Below are 14,187 nucleotides of genomic sequence, written 5' to 3'. Positions count from 1 at the left end.
GTGCCTACGAGAAATCGGTCCTTTAGCCCGATGCCGGCGTTTGCCGAACGAATCCCTTTGCCGCGAGGCGACGAGGGTACACGTATGAAGCGGTCAGCGTCGGAATCGACGGACCGGACGAGCCGACGACGGCTGTTGCAGGCGAGCGCGGTCGCCGCGACCGTCGGCCTCGCCGGTTGTATCGAGGAGATGGGGACCGAGTTCCCGCAGAACACGAAGTGGCCGGTGTCAGAACAGGTACCCGATCTCCCCGTCCGCGAGCGGGTCGAGATCGTCGAGGAGCGGATTCACGAACTCGCCGAGGCGGATATCGCCGGTCCCGACGAACTCGTCTCGACGCTCGGCGAGTACGATATGGCGATCGAATCGATCGAGCGCGAACGGGACGTGCTGACGCTCGAGTACGTCAACACGGATCGCGCCGACGAGGGAAACCTCCACGACGTCGGGCTGCTCGCGGGCGGCTACGCCGCGCTGATCGACGGCGGGTACGAGGCCGCGGCGCTGGGGGCGACGATCCTCGACGACGCGCCGGCGTCGTACGGCTCGGCGACGGTCGAGACGCCGTGGGCCGTCGAATACAACCACGGCGAGCTGACGGCCGCCGAGTACGGCGAACACGTCGCGGGCACGATCGAGTCACAGCGGTACGAACCCGAGGTCGAGGTCGACCCCGAGGAATAGGTCTCGTCCGGCGTCGCGGCGGTCCGACGCCCGGAACGGTCATCGCTCCGGCGCGGGATCGACGTCGGGCTCGGGATCGCCGCCGGTTCCGGCGCCGCCCGTCGATTCGCGGACGCCCGTCAGGACGCCCGCGAGGCCGTTCGGTCCGTGGCGGTGAATCGTCAGGAGCACGTTCGCCACGAACAGGCAGAGCCCGAGCGCCGCGAGCGCGGTTCCGGCGGTCGCGACCGCCTCGGAGAGATCGAACAGCGGAGCGGCGGCGATCCCGAGGAAGCCGACCGCGGTCAGCCCGAAGTCCGCGCGCTCGAGGCGGCCGTCGTAGAGGTCGTCGATCATCGGCACCTGCTCGAAGCCGAGCCGGTCGCTGTAGCGCTCGTGCCAGATGATGAAGGGGACGATGTGGTACAGCGAGCCGACGACGACGAAGGCGAAGACGCCGACGACCAGCACGGCGCCGCCGTCGGGGTGGCCGAACAGCGTGCCGTACTCGAGGGGCGCGAGCCACCACGCCGGCGCGGTCAGGGCCAGCCAGGCCCACAGCGACGCGACGACGACCCAGTAGCGGTCGATCATCGGCGAGCGGTCGACCGTCGCCCCCAGAAGTTGGCGGGCGACGACGACGGTAAACGCCGCGAGCCCGAGGAGCGCGGCGACGGCGCCGACGCGAGCCAGCGGGAGCGACTCGAGCCCGCGTCCGGCGGCGAAGAGGACCACGCCGGCCGGGAAGGTCAGTTGCTCGAGACCGAGCAGCCGCTCGTCGATCGGGGTGCGGTCGGCCTGAGTGAACATCGTGACGAGCTGGGCGAGCGCGCCGACGACCGTCGCCGTGATGGCGCCGAACAGCGCCAGCGTCGCGTGGACGAGCAGGACGTCCCCCCGCGTCAGCGCGGTCGCGTCGAAGACCGGCGTCGTGAAGTCGACGGCCAGCAGGAAGCCGAGCGGGACGACGAGCGCGAAGGCGCCGAGCGCGACCGCGAAGTGTCGCTCCGTGAAATCGAGCGGACGGGCCCGCCACAGCGTCCGGCCGACGTTGTAGACGAACGTCCAGATCCCCACCAGCAGCGCCGCGCCGGCGATGGGGAGGGCGGACAGCGCGCCGGCCAGCAGCGCCGCGCCGAACCCGACCAGTCCGACGGCGACGAGCGCGAGTTGGACGACCGCGAGCCGTCTCGAGTGAAGCGACACGCCGGACCAGACCGGGACGAACTGGGTCATCGCGCCCATGATGGTGATCGCGATCCAGCCGATCAGGAGGACGTGGACGTGCGCGAGGCTCGCGAGTCCCGGCAGCGTCGTGACCGCCGTCGCGAGCTCCGCGCCGATCCCCACGACGAGGAAGGCGAGTCCGAGGACGAAGTGCCCGAGGGGAATCGCCATCGGGGGCTGCTGGTCGGTTCGGAGACCGCCCGGAATCCGGTTCATATCCGTCGGTAGGCGCTCCACCGCCGTCCCGTTGAACCCGAACACGTTCGCATGAGGAGAGTTGCTCGTTCCGGTCGTACGATCGCGTATGACCGCCGAAACCACCGAGGCGATCGAGACGGCCGCAGGCGAGAGCCGAGAGCGTCGAACGGCGCGGGAAGAGTCGACGGAGACGCGCCCACAGACGACCGTCACCGTGCGCTGTACCGGCCACGTCCGCGACGCCGTCGGCGCCCACGAACTCGAGTACGCCTTCGCGGGGACGCGTCTCCGGGACTTCCTCGAGGCCTTCTTCGACGACTACGACGTCGAGGAGCTGCTGATCGCGGAGACCGAAGCGGACGCGACCCACAGCGGCTGGGCGCCGGTTCCCGACGACCTGCCCGGCACGTGGCGCAAGAATCCGGAAGGCGACCAGACCCGGCCGTTCGCCCGCGTCTGCATCAACGGCCGGTTCAACGAGCACTTCGAGGGGTTCGAGACGGAACTCGAGGACGGGGACCGGGTCGCGCTGATATACCCGTTCATGTTCTGCTGCTGAGCGGGCCCGCGTCCGGTCGCACCGGAACCGACGGCCGCTGACGATCGCAGACCGAACGGGTTCGTCTCAACCCTCACGTCCGCTCGAGTCCGACGAACGCGTATGAGCGACGGTAGTGCGGACCCCGACGTCGAGCCCGTCACCCGCCGCGAACACGACGTCTCGTGGTCGGCGAACCTCGAGAAGCCCCGCCACGCGGCGGACCGCGACCTCGTCGTCTCGCAGGCCAAAGACGCGGTCGAGGCGACCGCCGCGGGTACCCACGTCAACCTCGTCACCCACGGTGACCACGGCCGGCCCGAGAACTACCTCTGGGACGAACTCGAGGCCGCGTTCGAGGGGATCGACCTCGAGATCGAATACGTCGACCGCTGTGGCTGCGGCGGTCACGTGACTCGAGTGCACGTCGGCGACTGAGTCCCGATCACGTCGACGGCGACCGGGCGGACCGATCGTCGGCGATCGATTTCTCGGCCCGCGATTGCGGAATCGCGACGGAAAACGTCGCGCCCTCGCCGGGTTCGGCGTCGACGCGGATCTCCCCGCCGTGACGTTCGACGATACGTTTGCACACCGCCAGTCCGATCCCCGATCCGGCGCTCTCCTCGACGGAGTGGAGCCGCTGGAAGAGCGCGAAGATCCGGTCGGCGTCCGCGGGGTCGATGCCGATCCCCTCGTCGCGGACCGCGATCACCCACTCGGAACCGGTCTCCGCAGCCGATACGGCCACGCGCGGCGGCTCGTCGCCGCTGTACTCCAGCGCGTTCGACAGCAGATTCTGGAGCACCTGGCGCAGTTGGCCGGCGTCGCCGGTCACCGTCGGGAGCGGCTCGCGAGCGATCGCGGCGTCGGTCTCTTCGATCCGAAGCTGGAGGTCGGTGAGCACGTCGTCGAGGACCGCGTCCAGATCGACCGGCTCGAACGGGTCCCCCTGCGTCTCGACCCGCGAGTACTCGAGCAGGCCGTCGATCATCCGGCGCATGCGGTCGGCGCCGTCGACCGCGAAGTCGATGAACTCCCGGCCGTCCTCGTCCAAGGCGTCCGCGTACCGGCGCTCGAGCAACTGCAGATAGCTCGAGATCATCCGTAACGGCTCCTGGAGGTCGTGGCTGGCCGCGTAAGCGAACTCCTCGAGGCGTTCGTTCGAGGCCTCGAGCCGGGCGTTGGCGCGCTCGAGTTGCGCCTTGGTCGCCTCCAGGTCGTCGTTGCGCCGCTCGACGGCGTGTTTCTCCGTGAGTTCCTCGTTCTGTCGCTCGAGCGTTCGGGAGTGGGTGATCGCGCGGGCTTCGTGGACGCCGACGGCCAGCCCGGCGATCGACCCGGTCGCGACCGACGCCGTCTGCGTGCTGACGGTGAACGTCACGTCGACGGCGGGGTCGAGCGCGCGCAACGCGATCAGACCGACCATCACCGCGATCCCGCCGACGATCCACGCGGCGATCCGCGGATGGAGATCGGGATCGATATCGGTACCCGGCAGCCAGACGCCGACGGACAGCAACACCAGCCCCGGGGCGCTGATCAGAAAGACGTCGAGAACCGCCTCGAGAGCGGTCCCGCCGTCGGCGAGCGTCGCGGCCGCGGTGGCGAGTGCGACGACGACGAGGACGAGCCCGGCTACGGTAATTACGCGGTGCCAACGAATCATCGTGGACGGTAGGCGATCCGGTACCATCAACGGTGCGGATAGCGGGGCTGAACGTCGCGAAACGGGGAGTATCGCCGTTTCCGTTCAGTCCGCGGCGCCGCCCGCGACCGATCCCGGGTGCTCGCCGCGGATCTCCTCGTCCCGGAGGTAACACTGCGGATCCGGCGCGAACGGATCGCCGGTCGTCGCGAGCGCGCGCAACCGCGACGCGCCGCGGCAGATCGACTTGTATCGACAGTCCGCGCACTTCCCGGTGAGCCGGTCCTCGCGCTCGCGCAGCGCCGACAGCAGCGGGTTCGACTCGTCCTCCCAGATCTCGCCGAACGGCCGGTCGCGGACGTTGCCGAGGCTGTAGCCCTGCCAGAACTGCGTCGGGTGGACGTTGCCCGCGTAGTCGACGTCCGCGATCCGCTCGCCCGTCGGATCGCCGCCGTTTCGCTCGAGGTAGTCGTAGACCGCCCGCGCCTTCGCCTCGCCGAACTCCTCGCGGGCGTACTCCACGAGGAAGGCGGCGTCGGCGTAGTTGCCCACGAGCAGGGTCTCGATCTCCTCGCCGCGGTCGTGGTACTCGAGCGTGAGGTCGGCGACCCGCTCGATGGCCGCGCGTTTCTCCTGCGGGGAGAGGTCGGCGTCGACGATTTCGGCGCCGCGACCGCCGTAGTCGAGGTGGTAGAAACAGAACCGATCGAGTCCCTTCTCGACCAGCAGGTCCACCACGCCCTCGAGGTCCGGCGCGTTGGCCTCGGTGATCGTGTACCGCAGGCCCGTCTTGAGGCCGACGTCGAGACAGTGCTCGATGCCGCGGACGGCGGCCTCGAACGCGCCGTCCTCGCCGCGGAACTCGTCGTTGCGCTGGGGCAGGCCGTCGACGGAGATGCCGGCGTACTGCAGCCCCGCTTCGTCGAGCGCCTCGGCCTTCTCCCGCGTCAGGAGGGTCCCGTTCGAGGAGAGCACCGGCCGCAGGCCGAGCTCCGCGGCGTAATCGACCAGTTCGATCAGGTCGTCCCGGACGAGCGGTTCGCCCCCCGAGAAGAGGATCACGGGTGCCCCGAAGTCGGCCAACTGCTCGAGGAAAGTCTTCGCTTCGCTCGTCGAGAACTCGCCGGGGGCGGCCTCGAGGTCGGCGCCGGCGTAACAGTGCGAACAGTAGAGGTTGCACCGCCGCGTGGCGTTCCAGACGACGACCGGCCGGCGCTGTTTCTCCTCGGTGATCTGGGGCTTCGAGGAGCCGTCGGCCGCGTCGTAGCGCAGCCCGTCGCCCTCGGCGTCGAGGTCGCAGAGGAGCTTGCTGATCGAGATCACAGGCTGTTCACCTCGGAGGCGCCGGCGGTTTCCTTGTAGACGCGGGGTTCTCCGTCGCCGTCGCTGTCGTCGTCTCCATCACCGTCGGAATCGGTCCCGTCACCGGCGTCGTCGGATCGTTCGCTCTCGGACTCGAGGCCGCGCGTCGAGTACCGCCCGACCGCGTCGGCCGGACAGAGCCAGACGTCGACGGCGTACCAGCCGAACAGCCGCGAGGCGTGTTCGTGGGCCTCGCTCTCGCTCCCGGCCGCGACGCTGCCGACGTGTCGCAGCGGATCACCTGGCTCCTCGCGCAGGAACACTTCCCACTGCGGCGTCGGGTTCCCCCGTTCGTCGGCCTCGACCCGTTCGCGTCGTGCTTTCTCGACCATACCGACCCGTACGAACGGGCGCCGTAGAACCGTCTCTCAAACTCCCAGGCCGTGGGAACACCTGCCCGCGATCCCGAACTCGTTCGTCGTCGTTCCCGCCGGCCGGGAAGTCCGGCGACCTTTTCGACCGTTTGGCGCCGACTCCCGATAATGCGCCCCGGCACGCTCGATACGTCCGACCGACCGATGGTCCTCATCTGGGAACTCACCCAGGCCTGCGGGCTGGCCTGCGATCACTGTCGGGCCGACGCCCGGCCGAACCGCCACCCCGACGAGCTCTCGACCGCCGAGGGGAAACGCCTGCTCGAGGACGCCGCCGAGTTCGGCGACGGCCAGCTGGTCGTCCTCTCGGGCGGCGACCCCCTCGTGCGCGACGACGTCGAGGAGCTGATCGCCCACGGCGACGACCTGGGACTCCGGATGACGATCACGCCGAGCGGCACCGGCTCGCTGACCGCGGACCGCATTCGGGCGATGGCCGACGCCGGGCTCAAGCGGATGGCCGTCAGCATCGACGGCGCGTCTCCCGAGAGCCACGACGAGTTCCGCGGCGAGACCGGCAGCTTCGAGGAGACCGTCCGCGCCGTCGAGGACGCCAAGGCGGCGGGGCTCCCGGTTCAGGTCAACACGACGGTCTGTCGCCAGACGGTCGGCGAACTCCCCGAAATTCGGGACCTCCTGCGAGAGATCGGCGCCGTGATGTGGAGCGTCTTCTTCCTCGTCCCCGTCGGCCGCGGCCGCATCTTAGAGCCGATCGATCCCGACGAGGCCGACGCCGTGATGGCCTGGCTCGACGAGGTCAGCGACGAAGAGCCGTTCGGCCTCAAGACGACCGAAGCGCCCCACTATCGGCGGGTCTCGATGCAACGCCAGCGCGCTCGAGCGGACGAGAACGGCGACGGCGGTGACGACGACGGTCGACCGCCCTCGCAGGGACTCGAGCGTCGCGGCGGGATCGTCGCCGGGGACGGCTTCGCGTTCGTGAGCCACACCGGCGAGGTCTTCCCCTCCGGCTTTCTGCCGGAGTCGGCCGGGAACGTCCGCGAGCGGCCCGTCACCGAACTCTACCGTGAGTCGGATCTCTTCCGAGCGCTGCGCGACCGCGACAACCTCTCGGGCAAGTGTGGGGCCTGTCCCTACCGCCACGTCTGCGGCGGGAGTCGCTCGCGGGCGTTCGCGACGACCGGCGATCCGCTGGCGAGCGACCCGCTCTGCCCGTACGTTCCCGAGGGCTACGACGGTCCGCTCCCGTGGGAGGCTCCGGAGACGACCCCCGGCCAGCCGTCGTCGAGCGACTGATCCTGCTCGGACGGCCCTCGCTTCGACGACGAGTTCCGAGAAACGGAGGCTCGAGGCTGTCAGTGAATCGCCCGGAGGTCTCGAGTGCGGTCTCTGATCACCGGTTAGTCTCGTTCGGGTGGACGGGCAGTGATCGTCGTCACCATCCCGAGCAGACCGGTATTCGACTCCTCGACGGTCAGTTCCGATCGTGAGACGATCGCCAGCGGCTCTTGATTCCACCGGCAGCCGGTCTTCTCGTACCTCGGTTCCGCGCGCCAGTCCTGGAGCCGCGCAATCGGGCCGACGCTGCTTCGTCCGTGTTCGAGGAGCAGGATCCGCCCGTCGGGCGTGCAGACGCGTGCCATCTCCTCGAGCGCGGCGACGGGGTCCGGAAACATGCAGGTCGACATCGAGGAGACGACGGTGTCGAAGCTGTCGTCGTCGAACGCGAGGTCCTGTGCGTCCATCTCGTACAGCGATTCGCCTCGCGTTAGGTACTCGAAGCGATCTGCCGCCCGGGTCAGCATTTCGGGGCAGATGTCGACGCCGACGTACGCCACGTCGTCCGGCAGGTACTCGACGTTCGTGCCGGTGCCACAGGCGACATCGAGGACGCGACCGCCGGCTCGAGCGAAGTGACGACGGCGGTAGCGGGCGGTCAGCAGCCGGTTAACTGTGGAACTCCCGTCCATCTCGTCTACGTGGTCAGCGACTGCGTCCTGAATCTCCGGTATCGACTTCGAGCGGTTGCCGATTCCGTCGTGATCACCGATCGCGTGTGAGTGGCCGTGTCGCGCGGATTCGTTCGTCGTCATCCCTACTGTCGAGAACGCGGTGGATTCCGTTGTAGTCACTCATCGGAACGGTTCCCGATGCCGAAATCGTTTCACGGGGAGGAACGCCGCGCGCCTCGCGGGCCGTTCGGTCGCCGCAGGCAGTGCCGTCCGATACCGGACAGTCCTGAACCGGTGGCACGACGAAGCTATTTACGTTACTCACGAGAGAGTGGCTACCGTGGCCGAAGGCGCGTTCAACGAGGAGATCCTGAGGACGGCCGTCGAACGCCGCGACGCGTTAGCACTGCTGGCGGACGGCCCGCACCATCGCCGCGAAATCCAGGCGGAACTCGATCTCTCGAAGACGACGTGTCACCGGATCGTCCGGACATTCGATAACTACGGACTGCTCGAACGGACCGACGACGGCTACGAACTGACCGCGAAGGGAACACTGCTCGAGGAAGCCGTCGACAACTACGCCAAAAACGTCCGAGCGACGTTCGAATACGGGCCGTTCGTGACTGCCTTCGCGGAGACCGACGTGACGTTCGCCGTCGAAGCCTTCCACGACGCCCGGATTACCCGGCCGGAGCCGAACGATCCCACGCTCCCGCTCGATCGCGAGTTCGACATCTTCCGACAGGCCGAGTACTTCACCGTCGTCGACGGGAACCAGCACGTCCCGGAACTCTACCTCGAGCAGGTGATCGAGATCGGACTCGAGCAGGGGAAGGAAGCCGAACACATCGCGCCCCTACCGATCGTCGAGAAACGCCTCTCTCAGTTTCCAGAGGCACACAAGAAGCACTCAGACGTCGACGCGACGATACAGTACCGCATCTGTCCGGCGCTACCGTTCGGGCTCGTCCTCTACGAAGACGAACACGTGGTCGTTCGGACCTACGACGACGAAACCGGATCGATCGAACTGATGGCGGATACCGACGCGGACGCCGCGGTCGCCTGGGCTCGGGACGTGATACGGCACTACCGCGAGCGGGCAGATCCCCCGTCGGCGTTCGACGACCTCCCCGACTGGACGCCGGACGAACGGGTGAGCTTCCGCGACGACGCGTGATTCCGTCTGCCGGACTGGACGCGGTCCGATCCGCGAAACCCCACCAGCGTTCGGAACCGTTCCGAGAGGTGGCTACAACCGCTACCCGCTCGAACGTCCTCGTGTCTCGCGATGTCGGCACAACTCACGCTCCGGCGGTACGACCTCGACGACGCGGATCGCGTCTGGACCGTCCACGAGCGCGCGATGCGAGCGGCTCCGATCGAATTCGTCGACGACGCTCCCAACGACCGCCCACTGCGACACGTTCGGGACCACTATCTCGAGGCAGGTGGCGAGTTTCTCGTCGGTCTCGTCGACGACACCGTCGTCGCGATCGGCGGCTTCCAGCGGGACGACGCCAGTACCTGTCAGCTCCGTCACGTCCGGGTGGACCCAGCCCACCAGCGCCGGGGATACGGCACACGGCTGCTTTCCGAACTGGAAGCGCGTGCCCGCGCGGACGGGTTTCGGGAGGCAATGCTCTGGACGAACGAACGCCTCTCCGCTGCGCGACGGTTGTACGAGGGAAACGGGTACGAGGAAACGGCCCGGGAAACCCACGCGGAGTCGGGACACGTCGTCGTTCGGTACCGGAAATCGCTCGAAAGCGACCAGCTCTAACCGTCTTCTCGGCGGCTACGGCGGTCCGCTGCCGTGGGACCACGACGACGACACGGCAGCCGGAGACCCACTCGCGGGCCTCGCGTCGGATAGGTGGATCGTGACCTACTATACGTGTCCCAAGACGGTCCGGTCATCGCGCCGCGGCGCTCGAGGCGGACGGGGACACCAACGTCTCCCTCCTGAAAGACGGCCTGCAGGAGCGGGCCAGAAAGGGGTAGCCGCTCGTCGGGTCGGCGGTCAACTGAGCGACGACTCACCGGCGGGTTCAGTGCACCGCAACGAAAGAGACGACCGCAGAACGGCGGACACCGGAACGACGGTGACTGCCCGAACTTCCACCACGAAATTCGTGCACACAACGACCGTCGCCCGGATCCGTTCGTCGCAATCGTCGACCGATCACGCCGACGACCGATCGCCGGCTGATCGTGTCACGCGGCCGGGGCGTCGAATCGACGCGTCCGAACCCGCGTGTAGCGGCCGTTTCGATGGTGGCCCCTTCAGCGTTCACCCGCATATGTTCACCGAGGTCGACCGCCGTCTCGACGATCGGCGAGGACGCTGAACTGAGAAGCGAGCAATCCGCCCCGCGACGCGACTGGCGAAGTGCTCCGTCGGGGAAACCGATACGGGTCGCGTGCCGATATCCGGGACTCGGTACCGCCGCGTTACTCGAGGACGACCAGCGTATCGCCCATATCGACGCTCTGGTCTTCCTCGACGGCGATCTCGGTGACGGTGCCGCCCTTGGAGGCGACGATGTCGTTTTCCATCTTCATCGCCTCGAGGACGACCAGCACGTCGCCGGCGGCGACCTCGTCGCCGACCTCGACCTCGACGTCGAGGATGGTGCCCTGCATCTCGGCGTCGACGGTCTCGCCGCTACCCTCGAGTTCGTCGCCGCCGCCGGAGCCCCCGCCGGGTTGCGGTCGTTCGGCCTGACCGCCGCCGACGTCGACGTCGCCGGCCGGAATGGCGGGCGCGCCGTGTTCCTCGAGTTCGACCTCGAAGCGCTTCCCGTTGACCTCGACGGTGAACTCGCGTTCGACGGACTCCTCGTCGTCGCCGGCGCCGCCGTCGCCGGTGTCGCCGCCCCACTGTTCCTGGGCCTCCTCGATCCGGGTCTCGTCGAGTTCCTCGTCCAGGTATTTCGTGGTGTGGGTGCTCTGAACGAACTCCTCGTCGGTGAGCATCAGCCGGTGGAACGGGATGATCGTCGGGATCCCCTCGATCTCGTACTCCCGCAGCGCGCGCAGCGAGCGCTCGATACACTCGTCGCGGTCCTCGCCCCAGACGACCAGTTTCGCGATCATCGAGTCGTAGTCGGTGACGAGGTCGTCGCCCTGCCGGAGGGCGTCGTCCAGACGGACGCCGATCCCGCCCGGCGGGTCGTAGGTCTCTAACTGTCCGCCGGTCGCGGGCGCGAAGTCGTTGGCCGCGTTCTCGGCGTTGATCCGGAACTCCATCGCGTGGCCGTCGATATCGACGTCGGCCTGCTCGAAGTCGATCTCCTCGCCGGCGGCGACCCGGACCTGGCGCTTGACGATGTCGTAGCCGGTGATCTCCTCGGTGACCGTGTGCTCGACCTGGATCCGCGTGTTGACCTCGAGGAAGTAGAAGTTCGCGTCGGGACCGAGCAGTTCGCCCGCCTCGCGGTCCTCCTCCTCGACGAGGAACTCGACGGTGCCGGCGTTGGTGTAGTCGGCCGCGGCGACGCCGCGGCGGGCGGCCTCGCCGATCTTCTCGCGGAGTTCGTCCGAGAGGGCAGCCGACGGCCCCTCCTCGATGACCTTCTGGTGACGGCGCTGGAGCGAACAGTCCCGCTCGCCGAGATGGCGGACGTTACCGTGTTCGTCGGCCAGAATCTGGACCTCGATGTGACGGGGTTGCTCGAGGTAGCGCTCGAGGTAGACCGAGTCGTTGTCGAAGTAGGCCTCGCCCTCGCGCTTGGCGCTCTCGAGTTGGTCCTCGACTTCGCTTTCCTCCCAGACGACCTTCATCCCGCGGCCGCCGCCGCCGCCCTCGGCCTTGATGGCGATCGGGTAGCCGTGTTCCTCGCCGAAGGCCTTGACCTCCTCGGGGTCGGTGACGGGGTCCGTGGTCCCGGGGACGATCGGCACGTCGGCGTCGCTCATGATCGTGCGGGCCTTGGTCTTCTCGCCCAGCGATTCCATGGCGTCGCTGGACGGGCCGATCCAGGTGATCCCCTCGGCGTCCTCGACCTTGCTCGCGAACTCGGCGTTCTCCGCGAGGAAGCCGTAGCCGGGGTGGATGGCGTCGGCGTCGGCCTTCCGAGCGGCCTCGATGACGGCCTCGTGATCGAGATACGAGTCGGCCGCGCGGGCCGGCCCCACGTTGTACGCCTCGTCGGCGTAGCGGACGTGTCCCGAGTCCTTGTCGGCCTCGGAGTAGACGGCGACGGTCCCGATGTTCAACTCCTCGCACGCGCGCATCACTCGAACCGCGATCTCCCCGCGGTTCGCCACGAGAACCTTCCGAAACATTCCTGAGTAAACCACATGCGAACGCACTACGTTACTTTTTCGCAATGGGTCGTATATTGACGAGAGTCCGCGAAAACGACGGTCGTCGCGCCGAGTGCGAGGCTTCTCGAGCGGAGTGAATCACCGAAAGGGACGTGGACGAGGGAGAGGCGGAGATGTGGACGCGGGCGAGAGGTGCTCGTTCCCGGGAACGAGCATGCGACGGGCCGGAGCGACGCGCAATGCCGGTCGTGACGTGAAAAGCGCCGTAAACCGGCATCCGGACAAATGCCGCGACGGAATAAAAAGTCAGCGGTCGGCGAATCGCCGAAAGCGCTGCGACTAAGAGCTACTCACCGTGAGCGAACGGATGCGCGGCGCTACGCGCCGCGAAACGACGAGCGGCGCAAGCCGCGAGTCAGTGAGCGAGCGGGCCGACGACTGCTGTGAACGAGCGAGGACGCGACGCGAAGCGTCGCTACCGAGCGAGTGAACGGAAGGAAGAGGCTTTTCATCGACCGTTTTGCCGAGTGCGGTCGCTTCGCGACCGCACGTGGTTCGAGACACCTTCGACGTCTCGTCATCAAGCGAGACCTCCGGTCTCGCGGACCTCGCGAATCGAAGATTCGCGCAGTCACGAGAGAGCTTCGCTCTCTCGAACGACAGCGCAAAAGGTTGGCTAGAGACGACGGTCCCGAAGCGCCGGGAACTCCTCGCGAACCCGATCGACCGCGCCGAGGTCGAGGTCGGCGACGACCAGCGTCGGATCGTCGCCGCTCGAGGCCAGCGTCGTCCCCCAGGGGTCGTAGACCGTCGAACGACCGAGCAGCGTCGCGTCCTCGTCGGGGAACCGGCCCGAGCCGTTGATCGCCGCGACGAAGGCCTGATTTTCGATCGCTCGCGCGCGCGAAAGCGTCTCCCAGTGTTCGATCCGCGGATAGGGCCACGCGCTCGGGACGAGGACCAGTTCCGCGCCGGCGTCGATCAGCCGCCGGTACAGTTCCGGAAACCGCAGATCGTAGCAGGTCGTCGCGCCGACGGGGACGCCGGCGACGGTCGCCGTCTCGATTCGCTCGCCGGGAACGAGCAGTTCCGACTCGGCCGACTGGTAGCCGAAGAGGTGGTGTTTCCGGTAGACCAGTTGCAACTCGCCGCTGGCGTCGAACAGCGCCGCGGTGTTGGCGAGCCCCTCCTCGGCCGGGGTGTCGACGATCCCGGTGGCCGAGAGGTCCTCGACGATACTCCCCGCCAGAACGGCGATACCGTGGTCGGCCGCCGCCTCGCGGAGTCGCGTGAGCGTCTCTCCCTCGAGCGGTTCGGCGAGACGGTTGTAACTGTCGAACGCGAAGTAGCCCACGTTGAACAGCTCCGGAAGCGCGACGAGGTCGGCGCCCCGCTCGGCGGCCCGGGAAATCGCCTCGAGCGCCCGCTCGACGTTCGCGTCGACCGCGGTCGGTTCGACCTCGAGCTGTGCGAGCGCGAGCCGCAGCCGCTCGTCGGTCGCCCCGGTCATGGTTCCTCGGAGGGGGACGACCGCAGGTCGCGCTCGAGCGCCCGCTGGAGGTTCCGGAGTTCGTCGTCCAGATTGCGCTTGAAGAACTTCTCGACGCCCGGCAGTTTGCCGTCGACGACGAAGTGGTTCTCGAGGCGGGTGCCGTCGTCGGTCTCGACGACCTCGTGTTCGCCGGTGACGTCCATCACCTTCGATTTGCCGACGAACTTGACGTACGACGGCGGCTCGCGCGTGACGTCCTCGGTCTCGACGGCGATCGTTTTGCGGACGAGCGGGATCGGGAGCTCGACGTGCCAGGTGACCCGCCGCGCCGCCGAGTCCTCGACGGTGTAGCGCTGGACCACGCTGATCGCCCGGGCGCGGTTCTCCGGGTCGGCGATGAACTCCCAGACGCGCTCGGGCGAGGCCGCGAGTTCGAACGAGCGGTCGACGCGTACAGTCATGGCACTAAGTGGGAGAGTCGGTAATAAAAAGACCGC

The 14,187-nt window shown here is 68.0% G+C and carries 14 protein-coding genes; 6 read left to right on the top strand and 8 right to left on the bottom strand.

Going from position 1 to position 14,187, the window contains the following annotated elements; genetic code table 11:
- The first annotated feature begins 84 nt into the window (after positions 1–84).
- Positions 85–684, top strand: a complete 600-nt coding sequence (locus HTZ84_RS07625) for a hypothetical protein (protein WP_174680122.1) — start codon at positions 85–87, stop codon at positions 682–684.
- Between the two features lie 39 nt (positions 685–723).
- Here the strand turns inward: HTZ84_RS07625 and HTZ84_RS07620 are convergent, their stop codons facing one another.
- Positions 724–2,106: a hypothetical protein gene (locus HTZ84_RS07620; protein WP_174680121.1), complete on the bottom strand. Its 1,383-nt coding sequence runs from the start codon at positions 2,104–2,106 to the stop codon at positions 724–726.
- 88 nt (positions 2,107–2,194) lie between these two features.
- Here HTZ84_RS07620 and HTZ84_RS07615 point away from each other — a divergent pair, with 88 nt between their 5' ends.
- The gene (locus HTZ84_RS07615; protein WP_174680120.1) at positions 2,195–2,647 is read left to right on the top strand and encodes a MoaD/ThiS family protein; all 453 of its coding nucleotides are present in this window, start codon (positions 2,195–2,197) and stop codon (positions 2,645–2,647) included.
- 102 nt (positions 2,648–2,749) lie between these two features.
- The gene (locus HTZ84_RS07610) at positions 2,750–3,064 is read left to right on the top strand and encodes a CGCGG family putative rSAM-modified RiPP protein (RefSeq protein WP_174680119.1); all 315 of its coding nucleotides are present in this window, start codon (positions 2,750–2,752) and stop codon (positions 3,062–3,064) included.
- 7 nt (positions 3,065–3,071) lie between these two features.
- Here HTZ84_RS07610 and HTZ84_RS07605 read toward each other — a convergent pair whose 3' ends face one another.
- The 3 genes from HTZ84_RS07605 to HTZ84_RS07595 all read right to left on the bottom strand — a co-directional run bounded on the left by HTZ84_RS07605 (position 3,072) and on the right by HTZ84_RS07595 (position 5,968).
- The gene (locus HTZ84_RS07605; RefSeq protein WP_174680118.1) at positions 3,072–4,295 is read right to left on the bottom strand and encodes a sensor histidine kinase; all 1,224 of its coding nucleotides are present in this window, start codon (positions 4,293–4,295) and stop codon (positions 3,072–3,074) included.
- Between the two features lie 84 nt (positions 4,296–4,379).
- The gene (locus HTZ84_RS07600; protein WP_174680117.1) at positions 4,380–5,597 is read right to left on the bottom strand and encodes a TIGR04347 family pseudo-SAM/SPASM protein; all 1,218 of its coding nucleotides are present in this window, start codon (positions 5,595–5,597) and stop codon (positions 4,380–4,382) included.
- Positions 5,594–5,968: an Htur_1727 family rSAM-partnered candidate RiPP gene (locus tag HTZ84_RS07595; RefSeq protein ID WP_174680116.1), complete on the bottom strand. Its 375-nt coding sequence runs from the start codon at positions 5,966–5,968 to the stop codon at positions 5,594–5,596. Before HTZ84_RS07595 ends, HTZ84_RS07600 begins: the two co-directional genes overlap by 4 nt.
- Positions 5,969–6,118: 150 nt before the next feature.
- On the opposite strand from HTZ84_RS07595, the gene HTZ84_RS07590 reads away from it, so the two are divergent.
- Entirely contained in the window at positions 6,119–7,267 is a 1,149-nt protein-coding gene (locus tag HTZ84_RS07590; RefSeq protein WP_174680115.1) for a TIGR04053 family radical SAM/SPASM domain-containing protein, read from the top strand.
- A gap of 104 nt (positions 7,268–7,371) precedes the next feature.
- Here HTZ84_RS07590 and HTZ84_RS07585 read toward each other — a convergent pair whose 3' ends face one another.
- A complete protein-coding gene (locus tag HTZ84_RS07585; RefSeq protein WP_174680114.1) occupies positions 7,372–8,064 on the bottom strand; it encodes a class I SAM-dependent methyltransferase in 693 nt (230 codons plus the stop codon).
- A 199-nt stretch (positions 8,065–8,263) separates the two neighbouring features.
- Here HTZ84_RS07585 and HTZ84_RS07580 point away from each other — a divergent pair, with 199 nt between their 5' ends.
- Both HTZ84_RS07580 and HTZ84_RS07575 read left to right on the top strand, forming a co-directional pair.
- Entirely contained in the window at positions 8,264–9,106 is an 843-nt protein-coding gene (locus tag HTZ84_RS07580) for a winged helix-turn-helix domain-containing protein (RefSeq protein ID WP_174680113.1), read from the top strand.
- A 111-nt stretch (positions 9,107–9,217) separates the two neighbouring features.
- Positions 9,218–9,709, top strand: coding sequence for a GNAT family N-acetyltransferase (locus HTZ84_RS07575; RefSeq protein WP_174680112.1), 492 nt, complete (start codon positions 9,218–9,220; stop codon positions 9,707–9,709).
- Positions 9,710–10,380: 671 nt separating this feature from the next.
- Here the strand turns inward: HTZ84_RS07575 and HTZ84_RS07570 are convergent.
- The 3 genes from HTZ84_RS07570 to HTZ84_RS07560 form a co-directional block, all read right to left on the bottom strand.
- Positions 10,381–12,216 carry an acetyl-CoA carboxylase biotin carboxylase subunit gene (locus HTZ84_RS07570; RefSeq protein ID WP_174680111.1) on the bottom strand — a complete coding sequence of 612 codons (1,836 nt, stop codon included), beginning with the start codon at positions 12,214–12,216 and terminating at the stop codon, positions 10,381–10,383.
- A gap of 658 nt (positions 12,217–12,874) precedes the next feature.
- Positions 12,875–13,708, bottom strand: coding sequence for a carbon-nitrogen family hydrolase (locus tag HTZ84_RS07565; RefSeq protein ID WP_174680110.1), 834 nt, complete (start codon positions 13,706–13,708; stop codon positions 12,875–12,877).
- Positions 13,705–14,151 carry an SRPBCC family protein gene (locus HTZ84_RS07560; RefSeq protein ID WP_174680109.1) on the bottom strand — a complete coding sequence of 149 codons (447 nt, stop codon included), beginning with the start codon at positions 14,149–14,151 and terminating at the stop codon, positions 13,705–13,707. Before HTZ84_RS07560 ends, HTZ84_RS07565 begins: the two co-directional genes overlap by 4 nt.
- Between the last annotated feature and the right edge of the window lie 36 nt (positions 14,152–14,187).

The sequence above is a fragment of the Haloterrigena gelatinilytica genome, from assembly GCF_013342145.1.
In the GTDB taxonomy this organism is placed as follows: domain Archaea; phylum Halobacteriota; class Halobacteria; order Halobacteriales; family Natrialbaceae; genus Haloterrigena; species Haloterrigena gelatinilytica.
The sequence above is the reverse complement of the archived record's forward strand: the minus strand, read 5'-3'. Positions and strand labels throughout refer to the sequence as shown.